15 protein-coding genes are annotated in these 17,388 nt (G+C 37.4%); 5 read left to right on the forward strand and 10 right to left on the reverse strand.

Going from position 1 to position 17,388, the window contains the following annotated elements; all coding sequences use genetic code 11:
* Positions 1 to 255: 255 nt before the first annotated feature.
* Entirely contained in the window at positions 256 to 930 is a 675-nt protein-coding gene (locus CLOCL_RS23270) for a hypothetical protein (RefSeq protein ID WP_014255944.1), read from the reverse strand.
* A 219-nt stretch (positions 931 to 1,149) separates the two neighbouring features.
* Between CLOCL_RS23270 and CLOCL_RS13935 the strand changes: the two genes are divergently transcribed.
* Positions 1,150 to 1,803, forward strand: a complete 654-nt coding sequence (locus CLOCL_RS13935) for a YhcN/YlaJ family sporulation lipoprotein (RefSeq protein WP_014255945.1) — start codon at positions 1,150 to 1,152, stop codon at positions 1,801 to 1,803.
* 68 nt (positions 1,804 to 1,871) lie between these two features.
* Here the strand turns inward: CLOCL_RS13935 and CLOCL_RS13940 are convergent, their stop codons facing one another.
* Entirely contained in the window at positions 1,872 to 2,591 is a 720-nt protein-coding gene (locus tag CLOCL_RS13940) for a zinc dependent phospholipase C family protein (RefSeq protein ID WP_014255946.1), read from the reverse strand.
* Positions 2,592 to 2,857: 266 nt separating this feature from the next.
* Positions 2,858 to 3,061 (reverse strand): Flp1 family type IVb pilin, encoded by a 204-nt coding sequence (locus CLOCL_RS13945; RefSeq protein WP_014255947.1) that lies wholly within the window; start codon positions 3,059 to 3,061, stop codon positions 2,858 to 2,860.
* A 416-nt stretch (positions 3,062 to 3,477) separates the two neighbouring features.
* Between CLOCL_RS13945 and CLOCL_RS13950 the strand changes: the two genes are divergently transcribed.
* Complete coding sequence (locus tag CLOCL_RS13950; protein ID WP_014255948.1) at positions 3,478 to 4,767, forward strand: IS110 family RNA-guided transposase; 1,290 nt, start codon at positions 3,478 to 3,480, stop codon at positions 4,765 to 4,767.
* 221 nt (positions 4,768 to 4,988) lie between these two features.
* On the opposite strand, the gene CLOCL_RS13955 is transcribed toward CLOCL_RS13950, so the two are convergent.
* The 5 genes from CLOCL_RS13955 to CLOCL_RS13975 all read right to left on the reverse strand — a co-directional run bounded on the left by CLOCL_RS13955 (position 4,989) and on the right by CLOCL_RS13975 (position 9,844).
* The gene (locus CLOCL_RS13955; RefSeq protein ID WP_014255949.1) at positions 4,989 to 5,867 is read right to left on the reverse strand and encodes a type II secretion system F family protein; all 879 of its coding nucleotides are present in this window, start codon (positions 5,865 to 5,867) and stop codon (positions 4,989 to 4,991) included.
* Between the two features lie 11 nt (positions 5,868 to 5,878).
* Positions 5,879 to 6,673 (reverse strand): type II secretion system F family protein, encoded by a 795-nt coding sequence (locus CLOCL_RS13960; protein ID WP_027621775.1) that lies wholly within the window; start codon positions 6,671 to 6,673, stop codon positions 5,879 to 5,881.
* 14 nt (positions 6,674 to 6,687) lie between these two features.
* Positions 6,688 to 7,926: a TadA family conjugal transfer-associated ATPase gene (locus CLOCL_RS13965; RefSeq protein WP_014255951.1), complete on the reverse strand. Its 1,239-nt coding sequence runs from the start codon at positions 7,924 to 7,926 to the stop codon at positions 6,688 to 6,690.
* A 16-nt stretch (positions 7,927 to 7,942) separates the two neighbouring features.
* Positions 7,943 to 9,055 (reverse strand): AAA family ATPase, encoded by a 1,113-nt coding sequence (locus CLOCL_RS13970; protein WP_014255952.1) that lies wholly within the window; start codon positions 9,053 to 9,055, stop codon positions 7,943 to 7,945.
* Positions 9,056 to 9,235: 180 nt separating this feature from the next.
* Entirely contained in the window at positions 9,236 to 9,844 is a 609-nt protein-coding gene (locus CLOCL_RS13975) for a hypothetical protein (RefSeq protein WP_014255953.1), read from the reverse strand.
* 477 nt (positions 9,845 to 10,321) lie between these two features.
* Between CLOCL_RS13975 and CLOCL_RS13980 the strand changes: the two genes are divergently transcribed.
* Positions 10,322 to 10,753 carry an ATP-binding protein gene (locus tag CLOCL_RS13980; RefSeq protein WP_014255954.1) on the forward strand — a complete coding sequence of 144 codons (432 nt, stop codon included), beginning with the start codon at positions 10,322 to 10,324 and terminating at the stop codon, positions 10,751 to 10,753.
* A gap of 45 nt (positions 10,754 to 10,798) precedes the next feature.
* On the opposite strand, the gene CLOCL_RS13985 is transcribed toward CLOCL_RS13980, so the two are convergent.
* Together CLOCL_RS13985 and CLOCL_RS13990 are read right to left on the reverse strand one after the other, a co-directional pair.
* Positions 10,799 to 12,541 carry a B12-binding domain-containing radical SAM protein gene (locus CLOCL_RS13985; protein ID WP_014255955.1) on the reverse strand — a complete coding sequence of 581 codons (1,743 nt, stop codon included), beginning with the start codon at positions 12,539 to 12,541 and terminating at the stop codon, positions 10,799 to 10,801.
* Positions 12,542 to 12,612: 71 nt separating this feature from the next.
* Positions 12,613 to 13,833 carry a D-alanyl-D-alanine carboxypeptidase family protein gene (locus CLOCL_RS13990; RefSeq protein WP_041715751.1) on the reverse strand — a complete coding sequence of 407 codons (1,221 nt, stop codon included), beginning with the start codon at positions 13,831 to 13,833 and terminating at the stop codon, positions 12,613 to 12,615.
* A 264-nt stretch (positions 13,834 to 14,097) separates the two neighbouring features.
* Here CLOCL_RS13990 and CLOCL_RS13995 point away from each other — a divergent pair, with 264 nt between their 5' ends.
* Positions 14,098 to 15,684: a DUF342 domain-containing protein gene (locus tag CLOCL_RS13995; RefSeq protein ID WP_014255957.1), complete on the forward strand. Its 1,587-nt coding sequence runs from the start codon at positions 14,098 to 14,100 to the stop codon at positions 15,682 to 15,684.
* Between the two features lie 374 nt (positions 15,685 to 16,058).
* Positions 16,059 to 17,297: an MGDG synthase family glycosyltransferase gene (locus tag CLOCL_RS14000; RefSeq protein WP_014255958.1), complete on the forward strand. Its 1,239-nt coding sequence runs from the start codon at positions 16,059 to 16,061 to the stop codon at positions 17,295 to 17,297.
* The last annotated feature ends 91 nt before the right edge of the window (positions 17,298 to 17,388 follow it).

Consider the following 17,388-nt stretch of genomic DNA (forward strand, 5'->3'; position numbering starts at 1 on the left):
GACTACTCCTTTTGATTTACACAAATTATCCTCTGTTCTCTTATTGTACCATAGTTTTTACTAAATTTCCACCTTCAATTGGCAAAATTCGACATTTTCCTCCTCGCAGATCAATAGCAAAAATCAAATAAAGTGTCCAGCCTGGTAAGTCCCAAACCGGACACTTTGAAAACTGATGTACATTCTGTATGTTCTAATAGGCTCCAAAATTCTCAATTTAAATAATACTTAGCAGCCTATATTGCAAACTATATTTTAGTAGCCGTAGAAACCGCCATAGCCGGGAAAACCGTATCCCGGATATCCGTAAAATTGCCTTCTTCTGAGCAATTCCCTAATCAAAAGTATTCCTGCAAGATCTCTGAGAATTATTCTTCCTCCAAATCCCAACTGTCTTTTATCATCCTTATTTTCCTCTGCAATTACCTTTTCAACTTTCCCTTCAACATCCTTGCATATTTTTTCACAGATCTCAGCCAGCTGTTCCTTGGTAGGATTGCTCATAACATCTATCTTGTCACAATAGCTTTGAACTACAGGATTAACAATCTTATAAGTTTTAGGATACATATTCTCAAGTTGTTCATCAGGCATTGTAACCATCGGATAATACTGAGGCTGTATCGGCATGGGGAAGCCCATATTTAACATCGGACAGTTGACTTGAGGAGCTGCTGCCATGGGATTATATTGCTGCGGCATGTTATACTGAGGTATGTTATACTGGGGCATGGTTGCCATGTTTTCATATGGCATATATTGCTGCGGCATAACCATTGGATTTTCGTAGGGCATCGCCATGGGATTTTCGTAAGGCATGGCCATTGGATTTTCATAGGGCATTGCCACGGGGTTTTCATAAGGCATTGCCATATTGTTTTCAAAGGGCATCATGTTGTTGTTCTTTTTATTTGGATTATTGCTGTTCATTTCTCCGTCTCCTTTTTAATTTTCTTATTCACTCTTTTTCATAATATGAGCTTTATGTAAATATTGCTACTGTAACAAAAATATATTTTTTTAATATTTTGAAAATATTAAATATGCAAAAAAAACGATACAAACTTATAAATTTTTCACTTTCCTATATAAATTTAACTCTAATAAAATGAGTCTTATTGAGAAGAATAAAGTTGGAGGTGGTTCTTGATGAATAAAAAATTTTTACAAACTGCTGCTATTACTTTGGGTTTGTCAGCTATAAGTCTGCCTCTGACTGCCTGTAATATGAACCCAAACAATACCACTCCTCAAAGAACAGGAATTATTGACAGACAAAACAATAATAACATGCCCTATTCAAACACAGGCTATCAAAGAATAAACAACACTGGTCTGAACAGCAGAATAAACAGAATTGCTTCTCCTATACCGGATAGCCGTTTTGGCAATATGAACGGAAATATAGCAAGAACTACTCCACTACCCGGTACTAACATTAGTACCACACCTGCTGCCAATGCAAACAATTTGACTGATTTGCGCAACAGAGCCGAAAAAATCGAACAACAACTGGAAAGTTTGGCCAATGTCAATGACGCAAGCGTTATGGTAGTCGGTGATACCGCTTTGGTTGCCTACGACCCGAAATCAACCGGTGTAGATATCACTAATTTGAGAAATACTATAACGCAAAGGGTAAAAAGTATTGATCCCTCCATCACCAATGTTGTCATAACAGAATCTGCCAATGTTAAACAAAGTATACAGCAGATGTTCGGAAATATGAACAACAAGTCAATGGATCAAATAACGCAGGAATTTAATAAGATGGTCAGAGAACTTACACCTACAATGTACTAACAGATTAAAGTAAGAATTTAAATTGGGGACGGCATTGGCCGTCTCCTTGTTTATCTTCCCACCGTTGTTTATGTTCCAAAAGGATTTCTGGAAACATCTTTATAAAACATCAGCAAGCAACCGGCTGTTGTTTTCTGGGCAAGGGGCAAAGTAAACTTGCTTATTGTATAATATCTCTTCTCCATATCTTTAATATCCCTCAGCCGTTTGTATATTTTTACGGCAGTCCTGGCATTGCACCGAATATACTCCTCAATTCCCTCATTGAGATAATATCCACCTCTGTCTGCCACAAATTTCGGTGTATTCATATAAGTACGCTTTATATAGTTTTCGAACTGTCTGTGTCTGTCCAAAAGTCTTATATTGGCATGATGAGGTACTGTCATATCCTGAACAAGGTGAAGCGCAGCACCTAAATAGAACATTGACAGATTTATATCATAAAGATACCAGTATCCCTTGGATTTTTCATAGTATTCCACAGCTAATTTCAAAGCATTGTTATTTCCAAACAGACCCTTGTTTCTGACAGGACTGTAGAAATGATTTACGCTTTTGAAATCCTGATCTGCCCATACAACTCCCTCATTCAGATCGGCAATATAATCACTGAAAAAATAATAGGCATCCAAATACTTGTCATTTTTCAGTATTTCCAATGCCTGTTCATTAATGTGTTTGTGTATTTGGCATTCAGTCTTTATTATTTTCCTTTTAAAAGGATTTATTACGAATAATGTATATTTAAAAGCCTTGCCATAGGTTTTTTCAAATATTCCTTCCATATTTCATGCTCCCGGGTTGAATATCTTATATATTTGCATAACTTCAAGCAATAGCTCGGACAAACATTTATTATATTTCTTGCTTAAATTAGCTTTATCAATTTTATGATTTTTATTATTTATATTTAAATCCAATAACCGGAATTAAAGCAAATATTGGCTTTTATCACAAAAAAAGCAGTCCACATGTAGTGTAACTGCTTTTTTCAGTATCAATCACCAAATAAAACAGATACCGAATTATCTTCCCATTCCGTCAGCTATTATTATGGAGTTGGCGATACCTGGTCGTATGGGTCCTTACCTGCCTTCTCTTTATTAAATACAATTCCAAGCAAATATTGAACAAAATCTGTTATATAGTTTTTAAACAAAATTGCCAAACCTACCAGCACGGCAATAATCAGAACCACTTCAACCGTACTCATGCCGTCTTCCTCCATTATAAAATTCTTTATCAAGCCAAACATAAAATTCACCTCCCTTGTACAATTAATATTGTATTAAATCAGTGACCGAAGCCACTGTTCGACCCATTAAAATTCATTGTTAACATAACACTTCAAACTTCATTCTTTTCTAAACATCAAGCACATCATCCGGCTTCACATCTTAGCCATTTTGCCAGCAACTGTTGGCCTGAACCTTGACAATCATGTATAATATCTTCCGGACTTGGAAGGTGAGTGTTTCACCTCCTGGGACGGACCTTAGCGGGCCGATTACCCGTAAGAAAGAGTATTTATCCATTCCGGTAAGTCTACATGATTTGGCTGGTTGAGGCCAGCTCTTTGGCTGGTTCCTCGTGTCACATGCAAGGTTGTTTGCTTACATGGGAAGGAATGGAGGCTTTTAAGTCCATTAATCTTAAAAAGGAGGCATTTTAATGAATTTCAGACCCATTGCAGGAATTGATGTGGGTAAGTTCTTCAGTGAAATGGCGATTCTTTCTCCTACCAATGAAGTGGTTGCCCGCATGAAGATTCACCATGATTCCAATACCGACGTTGAAAGAGCCGTTGAATTGCTTAATAAAACGGAAAAAGATTTTGCTTCAAGGCCTTTCATAGTCATGGAATCCACCGGGCACTATCACAAAATCCTTTTCCATTCACTTTGTAAAGCTGGATTTGAGGTTTCGGTAACAAACCCCATCCAAACTGATTCTATCAAAAATATTGGAATCAGAAAAGTGAAAAATGATAAAGTGGATGCCCGGAAAATTGCCCTACTCTATAGATTTCAGGAACTTAAGTCAACCAACATCCCCAATGAGGATATTGAGTGCCTAAGGAGCCTATGTCGCCAGTACTACAAACTGAGTGATGAGCTTACCGCCTACAAAAACAGGCTTACCGGTATTGTTGACCAACTCATGCTTAACTTCAAGGATGTCTTCTCCAATATATTTTCAAAGGCTGCTATGGCTGTCCTGGAGGAGTATCCTACTCCTGCCCATATTCTTAAGGCTGACAGGAACAAGCTGATTTCACTGATTCAGAAGAAATCCCGCAAAAGTCTCAAATGGTCAACTGCCAAGTATGAGCTTCTGGTCTCCAAGGCCAGAGATTTTGCACCTCTGAGCATTCATAATGCCTCAAATGTTATTATGCTGGGCGTATATATCTCCATGATCAAAACCTTGGAAGAAAGCCTGGAGAAAGTCCTTAAGTCCATTCGTCTACTGATTGCTGAAGATATGGCGAAGGATATGCCCATGCTGGCATTGACGCTTGAACTTTTGCAGAGCCTGCCAGGTATAGGCCTTCTCTCTGCTGCTACTATTCTTGCGGAGATTGGAGACTTTTCAGTCTTTAAAAAGCCAGGCAAGCTGGTTGCTTATTTCGGCGTTGACCCCTCTGTCATGCAGTCCGGAGAGTTTACCGGCACACGGAACAAGATGTCTAAGAGAGGTTCAAGGCTGCTTCGCAGGGTGCTTTTCACAATTGCTCTTGCTAATATCCGTACCAAGCGGGATAAGACAGCTTGCAACCCTGTGCTGCTGGAGTTCTACCAACAAAAATGCCAGAGTAAGCCTAAGAAAGTAGCTTTGGGAGCTGTTATGCGCAAGCTTGTTTGTATCATCTTTGCTGTCCTAAGGGATAGGAAACCTTACCAGTTACGCAGCCCCCAGGAACACGCTCAAATGCTTGCAGCAAAGCATACAGCAGCTTGATAGTACTGTACTTGATGTTCAGTTTTCAAAGAGCAACTTGCTATTTTAGACCAGCTATTTTATGTCTACCTCACCTAGGTGGTCTTGTTGTCATGCGTTTCATTAACGTCAGGAGCCTAAAAAAATTTCTCAAAATTTTTATTATAAACTCTTGACTTTAATTAGCTGGTCTCCCTTTTTTTATTTATATATATCTATATCAACCCCTAATAAAATCTTTTTTACATCCCCCTCATGGCAAAAATGGCAGGTGCCGCAACAATTATAAGTATAGCCATAAACATTATCATCATCGGGAACAGCAATTTTGTCGACAATTCCTCTCCAAGCCTTTTGGCTGTGCGTTTTCGCATCTCCCAACATTCGGCAGCCTGAAGTCTTAAAATTGACACCATTTCCGAATTACCTTTTTTCATGTTTTGCACTACCACCGATACAAATTTGGTTATTTCGGGAATTTTACACCTTTTTGCAAAATCCTCATAGGCGAGAATCTCCGGTTTTCCACTGCGTATATCGGCTATTGTAAGGCTCAATTCTTCATACAACACACTGTCTTTTTTACTGTCTGTCACAATCTTTTCCCAAGCCCTTGTAACGGTCATTCCTGCATTTATCAAAAGGGTGAGCTTGTTCAAAAAATCCGGAAAATCAAGCTGTATCGATGTTCGTCTTTCTTTTATTTTATTGTCCAGTTCATTGTCAGGAAGAAAGAAAGAAATTACAAGCACAATCAGGGCAAATATCCCGTAATCCCAATCAGGTTCACCGCTAAGTCCAAAAAGGCTTAAGAAGAAGGCAGTCATCAGTACTAAAACTATCTTGTTTGACCAATGAATGCGAAGGTAATACTGAGAATACTTTACACCATAGAGCTCAATTATCTTTGCCATGAGCCTTCTGTCATAGTTGGAACCGTAGTTGTACTTGATTAATTCCGTGACATACAGGCCAATGGGCAAAAAGTTCTTTAGCTTGTATTCATTAGGATCTAACGGTTCAATAAATTCCTTGTATTTTTTTGATGAAAGCAGGAAAAGTACAAGAATTCCGCCTGCCACAATCAGAAATATTACCAGTATTCCAGTATTGATTTGCATGGATTTTCACCTTAAATTTTTATATTCATTATTTTTTTGGATATAAAATATGCCGCTAAAATCAATATAAGAGCTACAGTCATTACAAATCTTCCTGCCAAAGTGTTGAAAATGGGATACATGTAGTCTTTTGAACTTGTGGACAGGAACAGTATAAGGAATACAGGCATGAGGGTCAGCACTTTCTGTTCAAACTTTCTGGCCGACAAAAGTGTGTCTATTTCTTCTTTTACTTCAATCTTGTCAGTAATTATGTTGGATGTGTTTTTTATAATTTCTACAATATTACCGCCTGCCCTTTTGCTTGTTTTAAACACATCCACAAAGTTTTCGATGTCCTCAAGATGGGATCTATTGGCAAAGTCCTCCAATGCAGCTTCAATGGTTTCATTCATTTCAATTTTTCGGACAATATATTCCACTTCTTTAATAATAAAAGCATTGCTGTCAGGATATATAATTGAAAGGTCTTTTAAAACTTCTTTGAAGGATGACTCAACCGATTTTCCCGCAGACAGAGATGAAGACAGAGAATAAAGCATGTCTTTAAACTGCAAATTCAATTCATTTTTCCTTTTTTCAATTATCTCCTTAGTCCTTACTTTAGGGTACAACAGAGCAAGAAAGGATGCCGCCAAAGAAATGAATAAATTCTGATAAAATATAAAGGAAACAATGTATATTACAACCGCTGCCAACAAGATGTACATTATACGTTCTCTAACACTCATGACATACATATTATAGTCGGGCAAGTTGCTGCCGGTTTCCGAAATAACATCCCGAGTTTCCCGATTTTTTATCATGGGCACTCCCTCTTTCACACTTTGCATGATATGCCTGCCATTTTGAACTTCAATGTATTCACCATTTCATTTCCGGTTCTTTTAAGAGAACCGATAACTCTTCCGTCTTTTGTCTCGCCCTCTTCAACAAACTCATACAAAGGATTCAATTGGATATTGCCGTCCTTATAGCCCACAACTTCCGAAATTTCAAGCACCTTTCTCGATTTATCCCTTATTCTTCCCAAATGGATTATTATATCAATGGCCGATGCTATTTGCTGTCTTATTGCCTCTATAGGCATTAATGCACCGCTTAAGACCATGGTTTCAAGCCTTGAAAGCATATCACGGCTGGAGTTGGCATGCCCGGTTGACAGCGAACCGTCATGTCCGGTATTCATAGCCTGGAGCATGTCCAACGCTTCTGCTCCTCTGACTTCTCCGACAATTATCCTCTCGGGACGCATTCTCAAAGAAGTCTTGATCAAATCTCGTATTGTAATCTCTCCCTTGCCTTCGGTATTGGCATTTCTGGTTTCCAACCTTACAATATTTTTAATGCCTGTTATTTGAAGTTCTGCCGAGTCTTCAATTGTAATTATTCTTTCATCTTTGGGAATAAAATTGGAAAGTGCGTTTAAGAATGTGGTTTTTCCCGAGCTGGTGCCGCCGCAAACGAAAATGTTGTATTTTGCTCGCACCATGGCCTCTAAAACTTTTGCCGCTTCTTCAGTAAGAGAGCCATAATTTATGAGCTGCTCCACAGTCATGGGCTTCTCCGGAAACTTCCTTATTGTCATTATCGGTCCGTTAAGGGCAATGGGGTTAAGAACCACATTAACCCTCGAACCGTCACTTAATCTGGCATCAACTATAGGAGAAGCTTCATTAACGCTTCTGTTCACTTTTGAGACAATTGATTGGATAACATCCTCCAGTTTTTGAACACTTTCAAATTTTGCATCAACTTGTTCAATCCTTCCGTTCCTCTCTATGAATATATCATCGGCTCCGTTTATCATAATTTCAGTTATGGAAGGGTCATCAATAAGGGGTTGAAGTATGTCAAGACGTCTCATTGAGTTGAAAACCGCCTCACAGATTTCCCTTTTTTCCGAGACGGTCAAATAGAAATGTTTTGATTTTTCGAAAACAACGCTGGTTATAAGTTCCCGTATTTCTTCATCGGATATGTCTTTGCCGAGGTCAATGCTGTCACTGACGATTTTTTTAACTTCAGCTACAAGGTTTGCTTTGTCGAAAGCACCCATACATACACCTCAGTCTTTAAGTATAATATTTTTCGATAATCTCCTCTATACTCTCAGTGAAATCCCCCTGAAGGTCCATTAGACGATTATTGCCTTTTATTGCTGCCATTCCGGGTACCGCTGGAATATAGTATTCTATAGATTTGCCGCATACTTCAGCAGTATCGACTTCCAGCGCCATATAGGTGTTGTATTTGTTCAGAACCATATTTATTTTATCGATAAAATCTATTCCTCTTCTCTCTTTTAAGATGGACATTTCCTTTGCAAACAAGCTAATCTTTATATCGGATACTGCATCCTGAGGAAGAACCAGGAGTATTTCATCACATGCCTCAAGGATTGCAATATTTTTATCGTCAAAACTGCTTGACATATCCACAAAAACAAGATCATACTGTCCCATGTTTCTGAACTCGTCAAGAAGAGTCCTCAACTCCTCGGGCTTGCACTCCTGCAAGTCCAGAAGGCTCTCCGGAGGACTAAAATAGTACAAATTGTACTCAGCATCATAGAGTTTGGATCCTTCAATTCTGAGCTGCAAGTTGCTGTTCTTGTCCTTCAAATAGTACAATACATCCGAAAAAGTATGTTCTCCTTTGCAATCACAGAACATAGGTGTGGATTGAAAGTCTTCTAAGTTGAGATAAAAAACTTTCATCCTCCTTTGTGCACACTGGATTGCACAACTGGTGGCAACGGTAGTCTTCCCCGATCCCCCTATAGGAGAATAAACGGCAATCAGTTTCGTCTTTTTATCTCCGGCAACACTTACAGCATTTCCATCGCCCTTTTGAGCAAATATATTAAAAATATCGCTTACAATCTTGTCACCTTTCTGGTACTTGCATATTGTATAATAATCGCCGGTATTGCCGTCTGATTTTTCGGCAGTAAGCAAAATGACATTTGAAATATTTTCTTTAGGTATTTCATCGGAATACAAACTTGACTCTATCAATAAAACATCTGCATGATTACCTTCACCGGAAAGATATTCAATCAGACAATGTTTATCTGTAAAGGAGTTAACCTGAAATTCCTGGGAATGATTCAGCATTATGTACTCTGCCATACTTTCCACGTATGTCCCATCGGTGTCAGCAATAATAAGTTTTAACCTCGCCATAACAATATTTCCCCCGTAAAAATAATGCTACTAATATAATTATATACCAATACTAATTCTTTTTGGACACAAAATTTAAAAACAAGACAATAATAAGATTTTGAAAACTAAATGAACCGAAAAGGTAAAAATTGCTTATATTATAATTATACTTTTAATATCAAAATTTGTCAAATTCCATTAATGTATATTAAACAGCTCCGACAAATTCCATATGATTTCAAAACACTCGGCGGTATCACCCACTACGTCGTCTCCCGATTTACGTATGGAATAGTGCTTTCTGGTGTTTCCGAACATAAGATAATTCTTCCCCGATTGTATAGGATCTTTATGTTCAAAATACTTAATCTGGAAATCTTCAAAGTCTTTATAGTCACATTTATATGAATAGGTTCTCACCCACTGCAATTCATCACACTTCTGTCTTTTCATAAATCCAACCACTTTATCAAACAAATAGAAGGGACTGTTTTCTTTTTCTGCCGGTTCCGTTTCCTGTTCCTTTATTTCCTGCTTTTCATCCGCATTATCCGCAGCTTGTTCTGTTGTTAATTCAGGTTCTTCGACTTTCTGAACTTCGATTTCTTCAATTATTTCTTCTATTGCGTCATACTTGCCTAATTCCTCCAGTATTTCCACCTGGGAGCTTATTTCCTTCCACAAAAGGCCGTTACGCTGTGACAGCAAATCGAAAGCCTCCTGTGAAATCAAACTTGCCGCCTTCAAATATTTCCTAAGACATTCCTCCATAACTTTCAGCAATTCCTTGTCACTCTTGCTTATCACATTCCCACACCCTTTTTATTTTCTAAAGTTTATGTATTTTCTTGTTAATATTAAATCTCAAGCATCTCATATTAATAACAGTCAATGAGTCACAAGTCATAATACTTCAAAACATGAAAAAGATATAGAGTTTTTGTAAAACATACAGGATAATAATATCAAATTTTCTCAATGAATACAAATTGAGTATTTGTATCGTACAATATTATTTTACATTATATGTCTTGTAAGCTCAATTCACTTTTTTACAAATTTCGCAAATACTTGACCTTGTAATGCAAATTTTACACAAAAAGCACATATAAAGCAGAATAATAAAATAATCTCATACATACTTTTATTTGTTTATGTTTTTATGATATAATTTTACCGGAGCGGTCATATCATTACAGCAAAAGTGTATTTTAAAAGTTTTACAAATCTTATATTTGTTATGTTAGATAGCACTGGTTTATTATATATTCGGAGGATCAGCTCATGCAAATACTTAATTATAAACTGGATGCGTATGTTCCCTTTGAAAACGAGAGTATTGAAAGCTTTTTGGTTTTATGCGAGAATGCAATAAACAAGATGATTTCCGATGAACATACAATCTTCAAGCTAAAAAGTGCCATCCATGAGCTTCTCATCAATTCCCTCGAACACGGTTATAAAAGAGAAGGAGGAAAAATTCACTTTTACGTTGAAAAAAACGATAAAAACATTACTTTGGAAATAGCCGATGAAGGTTCCGGCTTTGATCCCCAAATGATTGATTTGGAAAACACAGGCACAGATTTGAATTCAATCAATAGGCGGGGATGGGGACTTCTGATAATAAAAAAGTTATCCGACAGTATGGAAATCACCCCAAACACCCCAAAAGGTACTAAAATCAACGTAGTTATATCCCTTTCCGATATGTAGAGCTTATATGTTTGTAAACAGCAATATCCAGTCTTATCGAAATTGTTAACAAACGGGAACTTTCATATATTTGTACCTACTCTTAACACTGTTATAATGGGTATAGTCAAACAATATCACAGTACTTTCTTGTGTAATATTGTCCTTTGTAACATCATACTGAAATCTTTCAAAATGCACTTTGGTATAAATCTGCTTTGCAGGCAATCCTGCAAAATCCGGGATGTATTCAGATATATATTCTTCTCTTTTCAGAAATTCAAAGCACTTTTCCTTAAAGCACGGTTCCATATTCCTTACAAGACCAGCAGGAAGGTTATTGGTGTTGTTTGAAGCTAAGAAATCAAATTTAAGCAGTTCATTGACCATTTTCAAATCCACATTCAATTTTCCGTCCCGGGCAAAATTCAGAATTACAGTATATAAATCACGGCCGGACAGGGAACGTTTGAAATATCCGCACGCCTTAAAATACCCCGACAGTTTTTCGAAAAAATCAAAAGGGGAAGAAAAGGCTTTAATAAGGTATTGCAATGTCTTTTCAAATCTTCCCGAATTAAAGAAGCGTTCCACCATATCCTCCATATCTTTTAGTCTTGTTATTTCACCATAACTTAGACAATCACTGCTTAAAACCTCATAAGGAGGATAATTCCTGAATTTGTAGCCATGCTTGTCCGATTCCCTGCGTATTGAAGATCCCTTAAGAAGTTTCAGAAAGCCCACCTGAAGCTGATGGGGAGATAGTCGGTAGACATCATTAAAGGATTTTTTGAAGGATTCATAATCCTCATAGGGCAGCCCTACAATCAAATCAAGATGCAAGTGGATGTTCCCCATTCTATTCAGCTTTTGTACATTTTCAAATACTTTCTCCAAATTCGTCTTTCTGTTGATAGCTTCAAGGGTTTTGGCATTGGTGGTCTGTACCCCTATCTCAAATTGAATGAGACCCTCCGGAGCTTTAGACAGTATTGACAGCATTTCCTCGTCAAACAAATCGGCTGCAGCTTCAAAGTGAAAACATGTATCCCCTGCGTTTTCTATAATAAACGTAAATATCTGTTTTGCCCTGTCAGGATTGCAATTGAAGGTTCTGTCAACAAATTTGACTATTTTTATCCCCTTTTTAATAAACAGCAAGATATCCGATTTTACCCTCTCAAGATCAAAATACCTGACACCTTTAAAGGTAGAAGACAAACAGTAGGAACAATTAAAGGGACATCCTCTGGAAGACTCGTAATACACTATCTTGTTTCCGACACTATCAAACATTTCTTCACTGTAAGGCGATATTACAGTGTTCAAATCCTCAATCAGGGCATACTCACCGCCGCAGACTATATTTTCACCGTCCCTGTAGGTAAGACTTTTTATGCTGCATAAAGCTATGGATGGATCGGAAAAGGAACGCAGCAGATTCCTGAAGGCCTCTTCCCCTTCCCCGGACAGTATAAAGTCTATACAACTGTTATTCTTCATTATTTCACAGGAAGAAAAGGAAACTTCAGGCCCTCCTAAAACAATCCTGACCTTTGGAAGAACTTTTTTTAAATTGCCGGCTATTTTAAGCACTTCTTCAATATTCCAAATATAACACGAAAAAGCAACTATATCGCAATTTTCTTCATATATTTGCGAAAGTATGGAGTCGGCCATATCATTGATGGAAAACTCCATGACCTTAACCTCACCGCAGTCAGGGGTACAATTGGCTTTAAGATACCATGGAGCCAGGGCCGAGTGGATGTATTTAGAATTTAAAGCAACTATAACCGTCTTCATAGTACTTCTCCCAAAAATGATATCGAGTAATTATACCAAAACTCCATACCCCCTTTCAAGGTTCTGAACTTTTATTTCAGCTTCATGAGCCTATACCATATCCCTACAATATCCCTATAGTAGTCGATAATACGTTTCTTTTCAACGCTTTTTCCGGTTTTCAAAGCCACTTTGGCTATTGTATTGCCATTGGCTGTAAATTCCACATATCCAACTTCAAAATCAGACAGAACAGGCGCATTCAATTTGTCATAGTAAAGACAAACATTCATCTCCATTTTGCTTTTTTCTTCTTCGGTAAGCGGCATTTCAATGCCTTTTTCAGGTACAACGCTAACGTTTTCCGCCTTGCCTTTTGACACCTGAATCTCCGTTATATTATCCGACTCATCCAAAAGCTTGGTCAGTCTGTAGTTGTTAAAAGCATAATCCAGAATTGCCCGGCTGTTTTTTGCCCTCACTGTCCGGCTCGAGCAATTCAAAACCACAGAAATAAGCCTCATGTTATTCCTGGTGGCTGATGTTACAAGGCATCTTCCCGCCTGACCTGTGTATCCTGTCTTCACACCGTCAGCGCCGGGATATGCCCCAAGCATTTCATTGGTAGTATAAAAACTTCTTCCTTTAACTGAAATATTCTGGGTACCGACTATTTGAGAAAATATCGGATTATTCAAAGCATACCTTGTCAATTGGGCTAGCTCATACGCTGTAGAATAGTGTCCGGGAGTATCAAGACCATGAGGTGTTTTGAACTGGGTGTTTTTCAATCCAAGTTCCCGGGCTTTTTCGTTCATCAAAGCGGCAAAACCTTCCACACTGCCGCCTATATGCTCAGCAATGGCTATGGCCGCATCATTTCCCGATCTGAGCATCAAGCCATATAACAATTCTTTGAGAGTCCATTCCTCTCCCTCTTTAAGATTTATGGTAGAGCCTCCTATGTTTGCCGCCCTTTTGCTCACCTTTACTTTATCCTCTAAGTTTCCTCTTTCTAATGCTACTATGGCTGTCATTATTTTAGTGGTACTGGCTATTGCCTTTCTTGCATGGGCATTTTTTTCATATAAAACCCTTCCGCTTTTCATATCCATTACTATTGCAGCTCCAGCCTCTATTTTGGGAGGTTTCAGGTCAGTAGATACACTCGTCTCAATCGAAAAAATCTCTTTTAAAGGATAATCTTCATTGAAATCATCGGCAAAAATACCTGTACTGAATGAAACAATTAAAATCAGACATATAACCAGAGCTATATTTTTTTTGTTGAGCAGCTTTTCAAACAATCCCATCACTTCCATGAATAATTTTTATACCTGTATTGCAACGCCTGCCAATTTCAGACCATGCACTTGCAAGTATTAAGCCTGCTTTATACTTAAATCCACTCACATATAAAATCTATATGTAAGTTTTAAAAAGTTTATATCCGGTAACCGCAATTTTTTTATTATTTCGCACCAAAAACCATTTTCTTACATTAAAACGAACAAAATTTTTATAAATATACATCAATCAAGCACCGATATTTATGATAGGGGGTGGCTCTGCCTTATATGAACGATAAAATTCTATACTCCGATGAATATATTACAATATATCTAATAATGGACGGCTTATACCTGGAATCTTTTAAAAAAGGTATGCCTATAAGTCATTTAAACGATATTATTAATTCCCATCCCGAATTTAAGATTACCGATTTCAATGCAATAAAAAATGCTATCAATAACGCACCCCAACCCCCGAAAAAGTTTGGTGTGCTGAAGGAAAAAATAGCAATTAAAATATCTGAGGACAAGCTTAAGGCCACTGTTACTTACTATGCGCCCAAGGACTATTTCGATATCAAAAATCGTGAAAATCTCATGAGAGAAACCTATGAAGCCCTTAAAAAAAATGATATTACCTTCGGAATCAAACGGGATTTTTTCCTCGGCAACATTGAAGCAGGCAAGACCTATGTCATTGCTGAAGGTGAACCAAGTATTGACGGTGAAGACAGTATAGTTAAAATGTACCAGCTAAAAGAAGTTAAGCCTGAAATCAAAGAGGACGGAAAAACCAATTACTATGAATTGAAGCTAATAAACACAGTTAAAGCCGGAGACTGGCTCGGTGAACGCATTGAAGCAAAAGAAGGCTCCCCCGGGAGAACTGTAACCGGTGAAATAATCGAACCCCGTAAAGGGAAACAATATCCGCTGCTTTATGACAAAAACACCGTTTATGAAGTGTTTCTAAACGATAGAACTGTCTTGTATTCCAAAATCAACGGTGCGGTAAACTATGTGGAAGGCAGAATAACAGTGGCAAACCATTTGGAAATAGACGGGGATGTGGATTTCAACACGGGGAATATCAAGTTTGACGGTTTCGTATCCATAAACGGCACTGTTACCGACGGTTTTTCGGTGGAAGCAACTAAAGACATTGAAATAAACAGTCCGCTGGGCATAGGAAATGTTAAAACAATACGCAGTCTTCAGGGAAGCATATTTATCAAGGGTGGAATTGTATCTAAAAATCACTCGGTAATAGATGCAAAAAAAGATATCTATACTAAGTTCGCCGATAATGCATTTTTACGCTGCGGCGGTCTTGTCCATATAGGTTTTTATTGTATCAACAGTACTGTTGAAGCCAAAGAGGTTTACATTGAATCTCCAAAAGGCAATATCATAGGCGGTTATACCAAAGCCGAAGCAAAAGTAACTTCAGCCATAATCGGATCACCACTGGAGGTAAAAACAGTGGTTGAAGTAAGCGGTTTTGACAGAGATTCCTTCTTAAAAAAGCTTGAAGAAATTAAGGAAAATCTGGAAGACATGAAAAATGAGAGGCAATCCTTGAAAAAAGAGCTTTCCGGTGCTTCTCATCAGGAGTTGTCACCCAATGACATTAAAATGTACAACCAGCTCTTTAACCGATTGGCCGAAATACAAGATAAAATAAAAGCTCTCGAATATGAACAAAAAAATATCAGCAGATATCTTAAAACCAAAGGGAATGGTGAAATTGCCGTAACTAAAAAGATTTATCCGAACTGTACCCTTATTATCAACAAAAATCAGGTAGATATAACCCATCCCACCATTGCAACTTCGTTTTACTGCATAAACGGAGAACTGAAGCAAACTTAATTAATGACATGCAGCAATGTTTTAAGATTTAGATCCAATTTACTTAAAATAAATTAATAATATAACATAATAAAATAAAAAAGTTAAAACTTTTGATCATCCAAAAAGTTTTAACAGTATTAATTCCCCTTCTAGCTGTGTACATTTAAACCCCCTTAAAGTCCATATTTTATAGCCTTTACAGGCTTCTTTTTTTTGCAGTGAAATATTTTTGCCAAAACTTATATAAAGGCTTTTACTTATAAAAATTAAGTAATATAATATATTAGTGATGTAAATATTTAATAGTTTAGTTTATGTTTGATTGAATAAATCGCGACATAACATATAGATTCATATTTACAGTTTATGTTATGCACAACGGAGGAGGAATTATGGCAAAAAATATATTAATAATATCATCGGACTATACAGGACACGGACACAAAAGCATAACCGATTCACTGCTGGAAAAATTCTCTCTCTATCCTGACGTTAATGTACATGTAGTCGATGGTTTTACCTTTATTGGTAATTTAGGACTTAGAATCGGCAAACTCTACGGTTCCATTACAAGAAATGCAAAAGAACTGTGGAAATTAATATGGGATATGTCCCTTAAAAGACCTTCCCTTGTCAATGAAATGGTTGAAGTGTCTATACGGGATAACTTTTTAGATCTGTTAAGAAATATCAAACCGGATTTGATACTTTCGGTACACCCCAACTTTAACGGATCGGTTTTAAATATTTTGGAGGAAAACAATATAAAAATTCCTTTTGTTACATTTATAGCCGATTTGGTATCCATAACACCCCTGTGGGCAGATCCCAGAGCTGACTACATTATATGCCCTACCAAGGAATCAAAATATAAATGCCTTGAATTTGGTGTTTCGGAATCAAAACTGAAATTAATAGGCTTCCCTGTAAGGCAAAAATTCCTTGAACACCTCACCAAGGATACAGAGCAACGTACTTATACAAGAAACCGTCCATTGGAGTGTCTTATCATGAGCGGCGGTGAGGGCTCCGGAAATATGAGCACAATAGCCCGTATCCTCCTGAAAAACTTTAACTGCAAAGTAAAAATTGTTACAGGACGGAATAAAATACTCAAAAGAAGGCTTGAACGCACTCTCTATGATAAGTTCGGTACCGAAAGGGTTGAAATTTACGGATTTACCGAAAATGTTCAGGATTTGATGCTTTCCTCCGATTTGGCAATTACCCGCGGAAGTCCAAATACAATGATGGAAGTAGTTGCCTGCAACGTCCCTCTGATTGTTACAGGTAACTTGCCGGGACAGGAAGAAGGAAATCCGGGATATATCATAAAGCACAACCTGGGAGTAGTATGCAAAGATACCCGACGGCTCAAATCGGTAGTCAAAGAGCTCCTTGTTAACAATGGCAGCAAACTGAAACAGATAAAGAGATCACAGAAGAAATTTTTAAACCCCAATGTTGCCAAGGAAATTGTTGACTTTATTTTAAGCATTGAAACTCCTGAAAAAATAAATATTCCTGACGAAAATGCAACAAAATTTTGGGATATCGGAAAAAAGATAAGTATACCCAGAAAGATAAAACTAAAGAGAAAAATAATTCTTAAAAAAAATAAAAGTATATAAGAGCTTTTGTTGACATAATATAAGCCACAGGACGTATTTTTGCTATATCACTTCCTTAGAATGCAAAATAAAGCCAAATAAAATAGAAAAT

The organism is Acetivibrio clariflavus DSM 19732, assembly GCF_000237085.1.
Lineage (GTDB): Bacteria > Bacillota > Clostridia > Acetivibrionales > Acetivibrionaceae > Acetivibrio > Acetivibrio clariflavus.

What these genes read in the sequence shown, in the direction of transcription:
- CLOCL_RS23270 (WP_014255944.1), bottom strand. Translation starts at nt 930, where the DNA reads ATGAACAGCAATAATCCAAATAAAAAGAACAACAACATGATGCCCTTT.
- CLOCL_RS13935 (WP_014255945.1), top strand. Translation starts at nt 1,150, where the DNA reads ATGAATAAAAAATTTTTACAAACTGCTGCTATTACTTTGGGTTTGTCA.
- CLOCL_RS13940 (WP_014255946.1), bottom strand. Translation starts at nt 2,591, where the DNA reads ATGGAAGGAATATTTGAAAAAACCTATGGCAAGGCTTTTAAATATACA.
- CLOCL_RS13945 (WP_014255947.1), bottom strand. Translation starts at nt 3,061, where the DNA reads ATGTTTGGCTTGATAAAGAATTTTATAATGGAGGAAGACGGCATGAGT.
- CLOCL_RS13950 (WP_014255948.1), top strand. Translation starts at nt 3,478, where the DNA reads ATGAATTTCAGACCCATTGCAGGAATTGATGTGGGTAAGTTCTTCAGT.
- CLOCL_RS13955 (WP_014255949.1), bottom strand. Translation starts at nt 5,867, where the DNA reads ATGCAAATCAATACTGGAATACTGGTAATATTTCTGATTGTGGCAGGC.
- CLOCL_RS13960 (WP_027621775.1), bottom strand. Translation starts at nt 6,673, where the DNA reads ATGATAAAAAATCGGGAAACTCGGGATGTTATTTCGGAAACCGGCAGC.
- CLOCL_RS13965 (WP_014255951.1), bottom strand. Translation starts at nt 7,926, where the DNA reads ATGGGTGCTTTCGACAAAGCAAACCTTGTAGCTGAAGTTAAAAAAATC.
- CLOCL_RS13970 (WP_014255952.1), bottom strand. Translation starts at nt 9,055, where the DNA reads ATGGCGAGGTTAAAACTTATTATTGCTGACACCGATGGGACATACGTG.
- CLOCL_RS13980 (WP_014255954.1), top strand. Translation starts at nt 10,322, where the DNA reads ATGCAAATACTTAATTATAAACTGGATGCGTATGTTCCCTTTGAAAAC.
- CLOCL_RS13985 (WP_014255955.1), bottom strand. Translation starts at nt 12,541, where the DNA reads ATGAAGACGGTTATAGTTGCTTTAAATTCTAAATACATCCACTCGGCC.
- CLOCL_RS13990 (WP_041715751.1), bottom strand. Translation starts at nt 13,833, where the DNA reads ATGGGATTGTTTGAAAAGCTGCTCAACAAAAAAAATATAGCTCTGGTT.
- CLOCL_RS13995 (WP_014255957.1), top strand. Translation starts at nt 14,098, where the DNA reads ATGAACGATAAAATTCTATACTCCGATGAATATATTACAATATATCTA.
- CLOCL_RS14000 (WP_014255958.1), top strand. Translation starts at nt 16,059, where the DNA reads ATGGCAAAAAATATATTAATAATATCATCGGACTATACAGGACACGGA.